General features: G+C 59.0%; 11 protein-coding genes. 6 read left to right on the forward strand and 5 right to left on the reverse strand.

Translation table 11 applies throughout. The annotated features are described in order from the left end of the window. Positions 1–46: 46 nt before the first annotated feature. A complete protein-coding gene (pdxY, locus tag FHW68_RS12550; protein ID WP_095632825.1) occupies positions 47–919 on the forward strand; it encodes a pyridoxal kinase PdxY in 873 nt (290 codons plus the stop codon). Between the two features lie 93 nt (positions 920–1,012). Here the strand turns inward: pdxY and FHW68_RS12555 are convergent, their stop codons facing one another. Beyond that, positions 1,013–1,495 (reverse strand): acyl-CoA thioesterase, encoded by a 483-nt coding sequence (locus FHW68_RS12555; RefSeq protein WP_007896533.1) that lies wholly within the window; start codon positions 1,493–1,495, stop codon positions 1,013–1,015. A 197-nt stretch (positions 1,496–1,692) separates the two neighbouring features. Between FHW68_RS12555 and FHW68_RS12560 the strand changes: the two genes are divergently transcribed. Continuing rightward, the gene (locus FHW68_RS12560; protein WP_183680623.1) at positions 1,693–3,456 is read left to right on the forward strand and encodes a cation:proton antiporter; all 1,764 of its coding nucleotides are present in this window, start codon (positions 1,693–1,695) and stop codon (positions 3,454–3,456) included. A 178-nt stretch (positions 3,457–3,634) separates the two neighbouring features. Here FHW68_RS12560 and FHW68_RS12565 read toward each other — a convergent pair whose 3' ends face one another. From FHW68_RS12565 to uvrD, 3 genes are all read right to left on the reverse strand, one after another. Beyond that, positions 3,635–4,042, reverse strand: coding sequence for an SMI1/KNR4 family protein (locus tag FHW68_RS12565; RefSeq protein WP_007896531.1), 408 nt, complete (start codon positions 4,040–4,042; stop codon positions 3,635–3,637). Between the two features lie 136 nt (positions 4,043–4,178). Further along, the gene (locus FHW68_RS12570; RefSeq protein WP_095632827.1) at positions 4,179–5,054 is read right to left on the reverse strand and encodes a Tim44 domain-containing protein; all 876 of its coding nucleotides are present in this window, start codon (positions 5,052–5,054) and stop codon (positions 4,179–4,181) included. Positions 5,055–5,329: 275 nt separating this feature from the next. Continuing rightward, positions 5,330–7,513, reverse strand: a complete 2,184-nt coding sequence (uvrD, locus tag FHW68_RS12575) for a DNA helicase II (RefSeq protein WP_095632828.1) — start codon at positions 7,511–7,513, stop codon at positions 5,330–5,332. Positions 7,514–7,771: 258 nt separating this feature from the next. Here uvrD and FHW68_RS12580 point away from each other — a divergent pair, with 258 nt between their 5' ends. The 3 genes from FHW68_RS12580 (at position 7,772) to FHW68_RS12590 (ending at position 12,105) form a co-directional block, all read left to right on the forward strand. Further along, positions 7,772–10,645, forward strand: coding sequence for an EAL domain-containing protein (locus tag FHW68_RS12580; RefSeq protein ID WP_183680625.1), 2,874 nt, complete (start codon positions 7,772–7,774; stop codon positions 10,643–10,645). A gap of 169 nt (positions 10,646–10,814) precedes the next feature. Beyond that, a complete protein-coding gene (gene hexR / locus FHW68_RS12585) occupies positions 10,815–11,681 on the forward strand; it encodes a transcriptional regulator HexR (RefSeq protein WP_007896526.1) in 867 nt (288 codons plus the stop codon). Between the two features lie 211 nt (positions 11,682–11,892). Further along, the gene (locus tag FHW68_RS12590; RefSeq protein WP_095632830.1) at positions 11,893–12,105 is read left to right on the forward strand and encodes a PA3496 family putative envelope integrity protein; all 213 of its coding nucleotides are present in this window, start codon (positions 11,893–11,895) and stop codon (positions 12,103–12,105) included. Here FHW68_RS12590 and FHW68_RS12595 read toward each other — a convergent pair. Continuing rightward, on the reverse strand, positions 12,047–12,994 hold the full coding sequence (locus FHW68_RS12595) for a LysR family transcriptional regulator (RefSeq protein WP_168185092.1): 948 nt from the start codon (positions 12,992–12,994) through the stop codon (positions 12,047–12,049). The genes FHW68_RS12590 and FHW68_RS12595 overlap by 59 nt on opposite strands. 205 nt (positions 12,995–13,199) lie before the next feature. Here FHW68_RS12595 and FHW68_RS12600 point away from each other — a divergent pair, with 205 nt between their 5' ends. Beyond that, positions 13,200–14,615, forward strand: coding sequence for an acetyl-CoA carboxylase biotin carboxylase subunit (locus FHW68_RS12600; RefSeq protein WP_095632832.1), 1,416 nt, complete (start codon positions 13,200–13,202; stop codon positions 14,613–14,615). Positions 14,616–14,687 lie beyond the last annotated feature (72 nt).

The following is a 14,687-nucleotide window of genomic DNA, read 5'->3' on the forward strand; positions in this document are numbered from 1 at the left end:
ATACTGCGCGGCTCGAATTTCAATCGTTTGATGGAAAACTCACCGCATGAAACGTACGCCCCATGTGCTCGCCATCCAGTCCCACGTGGTGTTCGGCCACGCTGGCAACAGCGCCGCGGTTTTCCCGATGCAGCGGGTCGGGGTTAACGTGTGGCCGCTCAATACCGTGCAGTTCTCCAACCATACGCAATATGGTCAATGGGCCGGGGAAGTGCTGGCTCCGCATCAGATTCCGGAATTGGTAGAAGGTATCGCTGCGATTGGCGAGCTGGGCAATTGCGATGCCGTGTTGTCCGGCTACCTCGGCAGCGCGGCCCAGGGCCGAGCGATTCTCGCGGGCGTGGATCGAATCAAATCGACCAATCCCAAAGCGGTATACCTCTGCGACCCGGTGATGGGCCATCCGGAGAAGGGCTGCACCGTTCCAGCCGAGGTCAGCGATTTTCTACTGGAAGAGGCGGCAGCGGTGGCCGACTTCATGTGCCCGAACCAGTTGGAGCTGAACAGCTTTTCGGGACGCAAGGCACAGTCATTGTTCGATTGCCTGGCCATGGCGCGAGCGCTGCTGGCGCGCGGTCCGAAGGCGGTGCTGGTCAAGCATCTGGACTATCCCGGCAAATTGGCGGATGGCTTCGAGATGCTGCTGGTGACCGCCGAAGGCAGCTGGCACCTGCGTCGGCCGCTGCTGGCGTTTCCGCGTCAGCCGGTGGGCGTTGGCGATCTGACTTCCGGGTTGTTCCTGGCGCGCGTGCTGCAGGGTGACAATCTGGTGACTGCCTTCGAGTTCACCGCGGCGGCGGTGCATGAAGTGCTGCTGGAAACCCAGGCCTGCGCCAGCTATGAGCTGGAACTGGTGCGTGCGCAGGACCGGATTGCCCATCCGCGGGTGCGGTTTGAAGCGACGGCGATCAGCCTTTAAAAGCTTCGCGGGCAAGCCTCGCTCCTACACCGGGATGGCGCATTACCCGTAGGAGCGAGGCTTGCCCGCGAAGCGATCTAAAGACCGAACACGTCAGGCGTCGCCCTTGATGTCCTGATAGCGCTTTTCCAGTTCCTGACGAATCTGCCGACGCTGCTGCGCCTGCATGTACCGACGCTTGTCTTCACTGTTCTGCGGTTGCAGCGGTGGGACTGCAGCCGGTTTGCGCTGGTCATCCACCGCGACCATGGTGAAGAAGCAGCTGTTGGTGTGGCGCACCGAGCGCTCGCGGATGTTCTCGGTCACGACTTTGATGCCCACTTCCATCGAGGTGTTGCCGGTGTAGTTGACCGAGGCCAGAAAGGTCACCAGTTCACCGACGTGAATCGGCTCGCGGAAAATCACCTGATCCACCGACAGGGTCACCACATAGCGGCCGGCATAACGGCTGGCGCAGGCGTAGGCCACTTCATCGAGGTATTTGAGCAAGGTGCCGCCGTGGACATTGCCAGAGAAGTTGGCCATGTCGGGGGTCATCAATACCGTCATCGACAGCTGGGCGTTTCCGGGTTCCATAATGTACTCACGGGTCAAGGCAGGATGTCTGGGTTACACCTCTGTGGGCGCTTGGTTTTTCAATCTAACAGTTATCGGGACGCCGGGCGGTGGGTCGCCGTCACGCCCGAATCGATCTGTTTCCATATATTGCACTTTCTTCCCGCTGGAAATCGCGATGTTACCCTTCAAAAGCCCGCCCCAAGGAGCCACATGCCATGCACGCCATCAGTTTCATTCAGGATCTGGCAGTGATCATGTTGATCGCGGGTGTGGTGACCGTGCTTTTTCATCGCCTCAAACAACCCGTGGTGCTCGGCTACATCGTCGCCGGCTTCATCATCGGCCCGCATACGCCGCCGTTCAGCCTGATCCACGATGAAGCCACCATCAAAACCCTCGCCGAGCTGGGGGTGATTTTCCTGATGTTCTGCCTGGGCCTGGAGTTCAGCCTGCGCAAGCTGTTCAAGGTTGGCGCCACGGCGTTTATAGCGGCCTTCCTGGAAATCGTCCTGATGATCTGGATCGGCTACGAAATCGGCCGCTGGTTCGACTGGAATACCATGGATTCGCTGTTCCTCGGCGCAATCCTGGCGATTTCCTCGACCACCATCATCGTCAAGGCGCTCAACGACCTGAAGATGAAGAATGAGCGTTTTGCACAGCTGATCTTCGGCGTACTGATCGTCGAAGACATCCTCGGCATCGGCATCATCGCGTTGCTGTCGAGCATCGCGGTCAGCGGCACAGTCAGTTCCGGCGAGGTCTTTTCCACGGTCGGCAAGCTGTCACTGTTCATGATTGTCGCACTGGTTATTGGCATTCTGCTGGTTCCGCGACTGCTGGCCTACGTGGCGAAATTCGAAAGCAACGAGATGCTGCTGATTACTGTACTGGGCCTGTGTTTCGGCTTCTGCCTGTTGGTGGTCAAACTTGAATACAGCATGGTCCTCGGCGCGTTCCTGATCGGCGCCATCATGGCTGAATCGCGACAACTGCTGAAGATCGAGCAGTTGATCGAGCCGGTTCGCGATCTGTTCAGTGCCATCTTCTTCGTCGCCATCGGCCTGATGCTCGACCCGATGATCCTGCTGCAATACGCCTGGCCGATCGCGGTGATCACCGTGGCAGTGGTGCTGGGCAAGATGTTGTCCTGCGGCCTCGGTGCCTTTATTGCCGGCAATGATGGACGCACCTCGTTGCGCGTGGGGATGGGGCTTTCACAGATTGGCGAATTCTCTTTCATCATCGCCACATTGGGCATGACGCTGCAGGTCACCAGCAGTTTTCTCTACCCGGTGGCGGTGGCCGTCTCGGTGATCACCACGCTGTTAACGCCGTATCTGATTCGCGCGGCCGATCCGCTGTCGATCAGGCTTGCTGCGGTGATGCCGCAACGCCTGGGTCGTGTGTTGGGGATGTACGGCGAATGGCTGCGCAGTATTCAGCCTCAGGGCGAGCGCGCGCTGTTGGCGTCGATGATTCGGCGGGTTCTGTTGCAGGTAGGGATCAATCTGGCGCTGGTGATCGCAATCTTTCTCTCGGGCGCGTTCTTTGCCGAACGCATGTCTGTTTACCTGCAAGGCTGGATAAGTGAGCCGAGCTGGCAGAAAGCGTTGATCTGGGGCGGGGCGTTACTGTTGTCGCAGCCGTTCCTGATAGCCGCTTATCGCAAGCTCAAGGCGCTGTCGATGCTGCTGGCAGAGATGGGTGTGAAGCCGGAAATGGCCGGCCGCCACACGCAGCGAGTGCGTCGGGTGATCGCCGAAGTGATTCCGATCCTCTCGTTGTTAATGATTTTCCTGCTGCTGGCAGCCTTGTCGGCCAGTATTCTGCCGACCAACAAGTTGCTGGTGCTGATCGTCATAGTCGCGGCGGTGGTGGCGGCGCTGCTCTGGCGCTGGTTCACCCGCGTGCATGCGCGAATGCAGGCGGCCTTGCTGGAAACGCTGGACAATCACAACGATTCATCAAGGCACTGACGTTGCACTTGTAGCACCTTGCACTTGTAGCAACTGCCAAAGGCTGCGTTCGGCTGCGCAGCAGTCGCAAGTCAGGCGCCGAGGTTTTTTCAGGTTAACCGAGTCGCAGGTATTTCCGACTGCTTCGCAGCCGGACGCAGGCTGCGCCAGCTGCTACAAAAAAGTGGTGCAGGGTAAATCAGCTTTCCAGCCAGACGTCCCGCGCCCAGTGCCATACCGATTCCCAGGTTTCTTCGGCGAGCAACTCTTCTTCGGCCAGCCACAGCACCACGGTGCCATCTTCTTCAACGCAGTAGTAGTTATCGCCGTCCTGGCAGATCGGAATCAGGCTGCGATCAACGCCGGCGTCCCAGGCGTTGGCGGCAACGTCTGGCAGGTAGGTGTGGGACTGCGGATCGGTGACGGTCACTGGCTCCAGGCTGCCATAGACCACGTCGCTGACGGTCAGCAAAAATTCTCTGAAGACGAACGGGATGTCGATGAACAATTGCTCTTCGATTTCCACAATCTGATCTTCGTCGGGCAACTCCAAGGGGACCGGTACCGGTTCGTTGGCTTCACGCAGTTGTTCGATGATTTCTTCCACGTCCGGGATCCTCTTGCTTGATGGCGCGGTTTAGTTGGGGCGGTTTATACAGTAGCTCGCTATAGATGCAACCGCGAAATAGAAAACCCCGGCCGGGGCCGGGGTTTTATTACAACAGGTGAAACGCGGGAAGTGATCAGCCGTTCTGGCGGATACCGGCCACCAGCCAAGGCTGGTTTTCGCCTTGTGCACGTTCCATGTTCCAGCTTTCGCTGAATACTTCGCCCTGATCAAAGCGCGAGGACTTCGACACGCCGCTGAAGGTCAGGGTGGCGATGGTCTTGTCCGCACGATCATCAACGCCATCCAGTTGTACCTGGAGGTTATCGATGTAGGTCGACTGGAAGCCGTCGCCCAGATCGGCACGTTCGCGCTTGAGGAACTCCAGCAGTTGCGGAGTCACGAACTCGGCAATCTTGTCCATTTCGTTGGCGTCCCAATGCTGCTGCAGGGACTGGAAATGGTTGCGGGCCGCTTCGATGAAGTTGTTTTCGTTGAACCAGGCTGGCGCGTTGATCACCGGACGAGCGGCAACCGGTGCTGCCGAACCGCCAAAGATCGAACCCATGGCTGCTGGTTTCTGTTCGAACATTTCACGCTGCATCGGCGCGCCGGCTGGAGCCATGTGCTCCTGCTGCTTGCGACGACGGGCGGCGATGAAACGGAAGACCAGGAAGGCGATGACCGCCATGATCAGGATGTCGAAGATCTGCATGCCCTGGAAGCCATCGCCCATGAACATGGAGGCCAGCAGGCCACCGGCGGCGATACCGGCCAGAGGGCCGAGCCAGCGCGAAGCACCGCTGGCCTTGGTGGCGGCGCCAGCAGCACCGGCCGCGCCCGCAGTGGCAGCAGCGCCGCCAGCAGGAGAAGAAGGAGCCATCTGGCTGGTCTGGTGAGTCGGCGCAGCGCCGGAGCTCTTGCCGCCACCAAAGCGCTTGGCGGCATTGGCGTCGAGGCTCATCGTCAGGCCAATGCACAACGCCATGGCGATGCTAAGAAAACGTTTCATAAAGGGAATTCCCATTTGTGGAAGGCACGCGCGCCATGTTGCACAGCTGAAGTGTTGCTGGCTAGCGGCAGAGTGTTTCGGGCTTTTGCCTGACAGGTAGTGTTCAGCTTCCGATCATGCAATAAGACTTGTTAACGTTGGTCTGTAGGACGAGTGGATAAGTTCTGTAGGAAGGATGCCTGGGCGGCCTTGGAAAAAGATCGCAGCCTTCGGCAGCTCCTACAGGGTACGCGAATTCCTTGTAGGAGCTGGCCAAGCCTGCGATCTTTTCAGCGTTATACCGCTTCCAGCTTGGCGTAACCCAGCATCAACCACTTGCTGCCTTCGCTGAAGTTCACCTGCACCCGCGCCTGAGCACCGGCGCCTTCGAAATTCAGGATCACCCCATCGCCGAACACCGAATGCCGCACAGTCTGACCAAGGCTGAACCCGGTGTCCGGGATCTCGCTGCCGCCGAACAGGCTGCTGGAGCTCTGCTGCTGGCCACCGCCGAACGGACGGCTGACGCTGTTGGACAGCCGCACTTCCTGGATCAGGCCTTTCGGCACTTCACGTACGAAACGCGACACCTTGTTGTAGGTCTCGCTGCCGTACAGGCGTCGGGTTTCAGCATAGGTCAGCACCAGATTCTGCATCGCCCGGGTAATACCGACGTAGGCCAGGCGGCGTTCCTCTTCAAGACGGCCGGGTTCTTCCAGGCTCATCTTGTGCGGAAACAGGCCTTCTTCCATGCCCACCAGGAACACGTAAGGGAATTCCAGGCCCTTGGCGCTGTGCAGGGTCATCAACTGAATGCTGTCTTCGTGTTCGTCGGCCTGGGTGTCTCCGGCCTCCAGCGAGGCGTGACCGAGGAATGCTGACAGTGGCGACTGTTCTTCATCCTCTTCCGGGTTTTCGAAGTTGCGCGCGGCGCTGACCAGTTCCTCAAGGTTTTCTACCCGGGCCTGGCCTTTCTCGCCTTTTTCCGCCTGATGGTAGGCAATCAGCCCCGACTGCTCGATCACGGTTTGGGTCATCAAGTGCAGCGGCATTTCCAGGCACTTGGCGGCGAGGTCCTCGATCAGCTCCATAAATGCCCCTATGGCACCCGCAGCGCGACCGGTCAGACCTTTGTTGGCCACCAGCTGACGCATGGCCTCCCACATTGACACATGGCTGTGGCGCGCATGATCGCGGATCGCTTCGACGGTTTTTTCGCCAATGCCACGGGCCGGAACGTTGATCACACGCTCCAGGGCCGCATCGTTGCCACGGCCTTCCAGCAAACGCAGGTACGCCATGGCGTTCTTGATTTCTGCCCGTTCGAAGAAGCGCTGACCGCCATAAATGCGATACGGAATGCGCTCACGGAGCAAGGCTTCTTCCAAAACGCGCGATTGGGCGTTGGAGCGGTACAAAATCGCGATATCGCTGCGAGCCAAGCCGGTTTTCAGCGCGCTTTCGATGGTTTCAACCACGTAGCGTGCTTCATCGTGTTCGTTGAACGCCGCGTACAGATTGATCGCTTCGCCTTCGCCGCCATCGGTCCACAACTCTTTGCCCATGCGCCCGGTATTGTTGGCAATCAGGGCGTTGGCGGCCTTGAGAATCCCGGCGGTAGAGCGGTAGTTTTGCTCCAGACGAATGATCTGGGCATCGGGGAAGTCGTCGGAATACTGATAAATGTTCTCGATTTTTGCGCCACGCCAGCCATAGATCGACTGATCGTCGTCGCCGACCACCATCAGGCTGTCGCCACCCTTGGCCAGCAGACGCAACCAGGCGTACTGCACGGCGTTGGTGTCCTGGAATTCGTCCACCAGAATGTGCCGGAAGCGCTTCTGATAATGGGCGAGCAGGCCCGGGTGATCGCGCCACAGATCGAGGGCACGCAGCAGCAACTCAGAGAAGTCGATGACGCCGGCGCGCAGGCAAGCAGCCTCATAGGCTTCATAAATGCTGCGCATGGTCGCCAGGAACAGATCGCCGCTGGCTTGAATATGTTGCGGACGCAGACCTTCGTCTTTCTGCCCGTTGATGAACCACTGGGCCTGTCGGACCGGCCAGCGTTGCTCGTCCAGGCCCAGCTCGCGGATCACCCGCTTGACCAGCCGTTGCTGGTCGTCGCTGTCGAGGATCTGGAAGGTCTGGCTCAGGCCGGCTTCCTGCCAGTGCGCCCGCAGCAAGCGGTGCGCCAGGCCGTGGAAAGTGCCGACCCACATGCCGGCGGGGTTGATACCCATCAGCTGCTCGATGCGGTGACGCATCTCGGCAGCAGCCTTATTGGTGAAGGTCACCGACAAAATGGAGTGGGGCGAGGCGTTTTCGACCTGGATCAACCAGGCGATACGGTGCACCAGCACTCGGGTTTTACCGGAACCAGCACCGGCCAGGACCAACTGACGACCCACGGGGGCAGCTACGGCCTGACGTTGGGCATCGTTGAGGGAGTTCAGCAGAAGGGAGAGATCATCGCGCATCGGGGCATTCTAGGGTGCGCCGTCAGCCCGGGCAAACCGAGCTTTGCATTAGCCGATGAAAGAAGCGCCGATGACGACCGGTCAGTCACCGGCTGCAAGCGTTGGCAGGGCTTGTCTGGCGGCTTTTAAACCGGGACGGACGGTTCCAACTTTCGTCTATTTTATGACCTTGGACTGTTTGGTCCGGGCATTTGCTTGTGTATGCTCCGTGCACAATTCGGGCTCGCATGCTCACTAATAAGAACAAAAATATTGCCTATGATCCTCCGCTCCGACCTGTCGGGCCCCTCTGTGGAGCCCCGGATTATCCGCAAACAGTACGCCATGGAGATGGCGGTCGAACGCACGCGCCTGCTGTATCAGGGCTCACTGTTGCCTACGCTGTTCATGCTGACCAACGGTCTGGTGTGCGTCGGATTGCTCTGGAGCCCCCAGCGTTACTTCGTGGTCAGCGTCTGGTTGATCTGGTTATTGTCACTGGTGGCGTTGCGGGTGATCCAGGTCGCGGCTTTCGATTCGGCGATTCCTCACCGCCAGGCCCATCCGGTCTGGCGTCGCATGTTCATGCTCGGCTCTGCCATGACTGGCCTGACCCTGGCCGGTGCCGGCATCGCGTTGGTGCCCGCGGACAATTTCATGCAGCAAGCCTGGGTGTTCGGCCTGATCGGTGCCGCGGCGCTCTCGGCCAGCGTCGCTTATGCCGTGAGCCTGCCGGCCTTTCTATCCTTTACCTTGCCCTGCCTTTTGCCGGCCATTGGCTATCTGTTCTGGGGCGGCGATGAGCAGGAACAGGGCTGGGGCTGGTTCGGGCTGATTTTGCTGGGCTCGTTGAGCGTGGTTGCCTGGCAGGTCAATCGGCTGATCAACCAGGGGTTGTTGCGGCGCTTTCAAAATCAAGCCCTGATCGAGCATTTGCAGCAGGCGCAACGTCGCAGCGATCAGCTCAACCACGAATTGGCCAGGGAAGTCGACCAGCGCGGCCGGGCTGAAGACGAGTTACGTGAAACCCAGGTCGACCTCGAAAACCGGGTCGCTCAGCGCAGTCTGGAGCTGGACGCCGCCAACCAGGCCCTGAGCAAGAGCGAGGCACGACTGGCGCTGGCGTTGAAAGCGAGCGAACTCGGGTTGTGGGACTGGAACCTGCAGACAGACGAAGTCCATCACACCCAATTGCAAGAGCTGTTCGGGCTGGAGCCGGAATACGTCACGGCGATGCTCAGCCACCTCAAGCCTCGTCTGCATCCCGAAGACTTGCCGTCCCTCAGGCGCGCCCTGGTCGAGCATTTGAAAGGTCGCAGCGAGGATTATCAGATCGAATATCGGGTACGGCATAGCGATGGCCATTGGGTCTGGATCGAAGACCGTGGTCGAGCGGTCGAGCGTAGCGAAAACGGCCGGGTGATCCGTATGGTCGGCACCCGACGCGATATCAGTGCCAGCAAGGGACAGGAAGAACAGCGTCAATTGGCGGCGATGGTGTTCGAGGCCGCCAGCGAGGGCATCGTCATTCTTGATCCTGGTTATGCGCTAATAGCCGCCAATCAGGCCTTCAGTCGGGTGACTGGCTATGAGATCGACGACATGCTCGGGCGCAATGTGGTCGAGTTACCTTGCAGCCGTGACGCCCGTCGGCATTACGTGGCGATTCGTCAGGCGCTGGAGCAGCACGGCAGCTGGCAGGGCGAGTTGGTCGAAACGCGCAAGAATGGCGAGTTGTATCCGCAATGGCTACAACTGAACGTCGTACGCGATTCACGGGGAAAAGTAAGCCATATTGTTGGCTTCTTCGCCGATCTGTCTGCTCGGCGGGAGTCTGAAGAGCGTATGCGTTACCTGGCTCATTACGACGAGCTCACGGGGTTGGCCAACCGCTCCTTGTTCCGCGAACGGCTTCACGAGGCTCATCAGCGCGTGCGTCAGGGCGGTCGGCGCAGCCTGGCATTGCTGCACGTCAATCTGGATCGATTCAAGCTGCTCAACGACAGCCTCGGCCACGAGATCGCTGATCAGCTGTTGCAGAAAATGGCCCGGCGCCTGGTCAATGCGCTGCCGGAAGCGGACACCATCGCCCGGTTGTCCGGCGATGAATTTGCGGTGCTGTTCGATGCCTATGGCAACCTGTCGAGCCTGGCGCGCATGGCAACCCGTTTGTCGGCCAAGCTGTGTTTGCCGATTACCGTCGACGGGCATGAGCTGGTGATGAGCGCGTCCATGGGCATCAGCCTGTTGCCAGACACTGCGCGGGAGATTTCCGCGCTGGTGAGCCAGTCGAACATGGCCATGCAGCACGCCAAGCACTTGGGCGGCAACAACTTCCAGTTCTATACCGACAGCCTGCAAGCCAGCACGCTCGAGCGTTTGCAGCTCGAAAACCAGCTGCGCAAAGCCATCGAAGACAAACAGTTGAAAGTGTTTTATCAACCGAAACTCTGCCTCGCCACCGGCCGGCTGAATGCCGCCGAGGCGTTGGTACGCTGGCATCATCCGACGCTGGGCCAAGTACCACCGGGGGATTTCATCGGTCTGGCCGAGGAGACCGGGTTGATCGGCGCTATTGGCGAGTTCGTTCTGCGCCAGGCCTGTTGGCAAGCCTGCGAGTGGCAGCGTCAGGGCCTGCAGCCGATTCGGGTGTCGGTCAACCTGTCGGTGCATCAACTGCGTCAAGGGAAACTGGTCAGCCTGGTGCGCCAGGTGCTGGAGGAAACCGGTCTGGCGCCGCACCACCTGGAACTGGAACTCACCGAAAGCCAGTTGCTGGACAGCGTCGAGCACATCATTGCGACCTTCCAGCAGTTGCGCGACCTTGGGGTGAAACTGGCGATCGACGATTTTGGTACTGGCTATTCGTCTCTTAGCTATCTCAAGCGCATCCCTGTGGACTACGTGAAGATTGATCAGGCGTTTATCCGCGGTTTGGGGGAGAGCAGTGAGGATGCGGCGATCACCCGGGCGATCATCGCCATGGCCCATGGCCTGTCACTTAAAGTGGTGGCTGAAGGTGTGGAGCGGCCGCAGCAGTTGGAGTTTCTGAAAGCCGAGGGCTGCGATGAGGTGCAGGGGTATTTGATCAGTCGGCCGGTCGAGGCTGCCAACCTGGTGGAGCTTTTACGACGCGACGCCGATCCTTTGTAGCAGCTGGCTTCATCAGCTGCCACAAGGGCCGAGGGGGCTACATGGAGCGCATGTCGCATGAAATGGGGACATCGAGTTACGCATTGAGCAGGCAAAAAGCCGATTCATGTAGTATAACTACAAGCGTGCTACATCCCCGGCACCTGCCTATAACAAAGAGTCCAGCCCCTTGAATCTGCTGCAACACATCGCCCAGTCCCGCCACCTGCTACGCAAGTCGGAGCTCAAAGTCGCCGACCACGTGCTGCTTGATCCTGCGGCGGTGATGCACAGCTCCATGGCCGATCTGGCCCACAGCGTGGGCATCAGCGAGCCGACCATCGTGCGGTTTTGCCGCGCCATCGGTTGCTCCGGGTTCCAGGATTTAAAATTGAAACTGGCGCAGAGCCTGGCGGCTGGCGCGAGCTTCGGGCAGTTCGCGATCCATGAAGACGATTCAGTCGCCGATTACAGCCTGAAAATCTTCGACACCACCCTGCATACGCTGATGGAGGTTCGCGAGAAACTCGATCCGGTGGAGTTGCAGAGGGCGGTGTCGCTCATGTCTCAGGCTCAGCGTGTCGAGTTCTATGGCTTCGGTGCGTCGGGCGCAGTGGCGGCGGATGCCCAGCACAAGTTTTTCCGTTTGCTGCTGACGGCAGCGGCATATTCCGACCCGCACATGCAGGCGATGTCGGCGGTCACTTTGAAGCCGAGCGACGTGGCGATTTGCATTTCCCAGTCGGGGCGTTCCAAGGATCTGTTGATCACGGCCAATCTGGTGCGCGAGAGCGGCGCTTCGCTGATCACGTTGTGCCCGAGCCAGACACCGTTGGCCGAGTTGTCGACCGTCAACCTGGCGATCGATGTGCATGAAGACACCGAAATCTATACGCCGCTGACGTCGCGCATTGCGCATCTGGTAGTCATCGATGTGCTGGCGATGGGCGTGGCCATGGCTCGCGGTCCGAGCCTGGTCAATCACCTGAAAAGCGTCAAACGCAGCCTTCGCAGTTTGCGGCTGTCGCCCAAATCGGTGAAAGCGCTGGACGATTGATTCAAGACTGTCACGGACCTTGTGGCGAGGGGGCTTGCCCCCGTTCGGCTGCGCAGCAGGCGCAAACACTTTGGGGCCGCTACGCGACCCAACGGGGGCAAGCCCCCTCGCCACATTTGATGAATTTCATCAGTCTGTAACCTACAAGCCGCCAAACCGTCATCCCTGGCGCCTATCTTGAAACTCCCGTACTCGCCTTGGGAGACTCGAAATGGCTCAGCCCTACGAAGAACGCAACAGCGCCGTCAAAACCCGCCGTCAGCAAGAAGATCAGCGCCGCATGGAATTTCGTCGTGCGATCGAAGATCGTAGCGAACGCCGCCAGCTTCTGGCCGAAATTGGCGAGTTTCCTGACGATCTGGAACTCAATTACTGGCAGGCGGCTCCCGCAACTTCCCGTCGAAACGCTCAACCAGCGCGCTGATCTGTATCCGCTCGCTGCGAATAAATGCAAGGAAGGCGTGGGCCACCGGTGACAGCCGTTTGGCCTTGGCCTGTACCAGGCACCAGCTGCGATACAGCGGCAGCTCTTCGACTGGCAACTCGATCAATCCCCCGGTTGCCAATTCAAGGTTCAGGGCATGGCGCGTCAACAGCGCCAGGCCCAGACCCGCCAATACGCATTCACGCTGCGCTTCAGCCGAAGCCACCTCCTGGATCTGGGTGAAATGCACGCGCTTCTCTTTGAAGTACTCTTCGCATGCCAGTCGTGTGCCGGAGCCGGGTTCACGCAACAGCAGCGTGTAGGGTTCCAGATCTTGCAAGCGCAATGGCCCCATGTGGCACAACGGATGATCCGGCGGTGCCACCGCGACGATCGGATTATTGAGGAACGGCAGGAATTCCAGCCCCATGTCCTGTGGGACCATCGACATGATTACCAGATCATCACGGTTATCCGACAGGCGCCGGATGACTTGGCCACGGTTGACCACCGTCAGGTGCAGGTTCACTTCGGGATGCTGGCGTTTGAAAGCAGCAAACAGGTGCGGTACGAAATACTTGGCGCTGGATTCCACCGCCAGTTTCAGTTGGCCCTGCAATGAGCCTTGCATGTCTGACAGCTGCATATCGAGGTTTTCCAGGCGCCCGAAAATGTCTCGGCTGGCGCGTTGAAGGGCTTCGGCGGCCTCGGTCATGTAGAGTTTTTTGCCGACGTAGTCGAATAACGGCTGACCGATCAGCTCTTCGAGTTGACGAATCTGTAGGCTCACGGCAGGTTGTGTGAGAGACATTTCGTCGGCTGCACGGCTGTAGGACCTTAAGTCGCACACCTCATTGAAGATCTGCAATTGACGCAATGTCATACGCATCAATGACTTACGCATTTTCTAGAGACCCTGAGCGAAGGCTGATGCCTTAACTATAAGTCTTTGCTTATGTGTAACCCAATTATTATTCATTTTTGTTAATCCCTTGTGAGAGCTAGTGTGGACCTGCGACCGAATTGAAACATTTGGTCACGCGTCGACCTGGTGTGACAGGTCGTGGGTATCACCGGCTCAAGGGAACCTCCAAGTGATAAAAAAGATCCTGATCGCCAACCGTGGTGAAATTGCCGTACGAATCGTGCGTGCCTGCGCCGAGATGGGCATTCGCTCGGTCGCGATCTATTCCGACGCCGACCGCCATGCCTTGCATGTCAAGCGTGCGGATGAGGCCCACAGCATTGGTGCCGAGCCCCTGGCCGGCTACCTGAACCCGCGCAAGCTGGTGAACCTGGCAGTGGAAACCGGTTGCGATGCGCTGCACCCCGGCTACGGCTTTCTTTCGGAAAATGCCGAACTGGCAGATATCTGCGCCGAACGCGGTATCAAATTCATTGGTCCAGCGGCTGAAGTGATTCGCCGCATGGGCGACAAGACTGAAGCTCGCCGCAGCATGATCAAGGCTGGCGTACCGGTCACTCCGGGCACTGAAGGCAACGTGTCGGGTATCGAAGAAGCCCTGACCGAGGGCGATCGCATCGGTTACCCGGTCATGCTCAAGGCCACCTCAGGGGGTGGCGGACGCGGCATTCGTCGCTGCAACAGTCGCGAAGAACTAGAACAAGCCTTTCCGCGGGTAATTTCCGAAGCCACCAAGGCGTTCGGTTCGGCGGAAGTGTTCCTGGAAAAATGCATCGTCAATCCGAAACACATCGAAGCGCAGATTCTCGGTGACAGCTTTGGCAACGTGGTGCACCTGTTTGAGCGTGATTGCTCGATCCAGCGTCGCAACCAGAAGCTGATCGAGATCGCCCCGAGCCCGCAACTGACCCCGGAACAGCGCGCCTACATCGGCGACCTGTCGGTGCGCGCTGCCAAAGCCGTAGGTTATGAGAATGCCGGCACCGTGGAGTTCCTGCTCGCCGAGGGCGAGGTGTACTTCATGGAAATGAACACTCGGGTGCAGGTGGAACACACCATCACTGAAGAAATCACCGGCATCGACATCGTACGCGAGCAGATTCGCATCGCCTCCGGCCTGCCGCTTTCGGTGAAACAGGAAGACATCCAGCACCGTGGTTTCGCATTGCAGTTCCGGATCAACGCCGAAGACCCGAAAAACAACTTCCTGCCCAGCTTCGGCAAGATCACTCGTTACTACGCGCCCGGTGGTCCTGGCGTACGTACCGACACAGCGATCTATACCGGCTACACCATTCCGCCATTCTACGATTCCATGTGTCTGAAACTGGTGGTCTGGGCGCTGACCTGGGAAGAGGCGATGGACCGTGGCTTGCGCGCTTTGGACGACATGCGTCTGCAAGGGGTCAAGACCACCGCCGCGTATTACCAGGAAATCTTGCGTAATCCGGAATTCCGTAGCGGCCAGTTCAACACCAGCTTCGTTGAAAGCCACCCGGAACTGACCAACTACTCGATCAAGCGCAAACCCGAAGAGCTGGCCCTGGCCATCGCCGCCGCCATCGCCGCCCACGCAGGCCTTTGAATGCAGTGGCAAGCTGTAAGCAGCAAGCTGCAAGTAGAAGCAGATCGGCTTTTTCTTGCGGCTTGTAGCTTG

The organism is Pseudomonas sp. Tn43, from assembly GCF_014192635.1.
In the GTDB taxonomy this organism is placed as follows: Bacteria; Pseudomonadota; Gammaproteobacteria; order Pseudomonadales; family Pseudomonadaceae; genus Aquipseudomonas.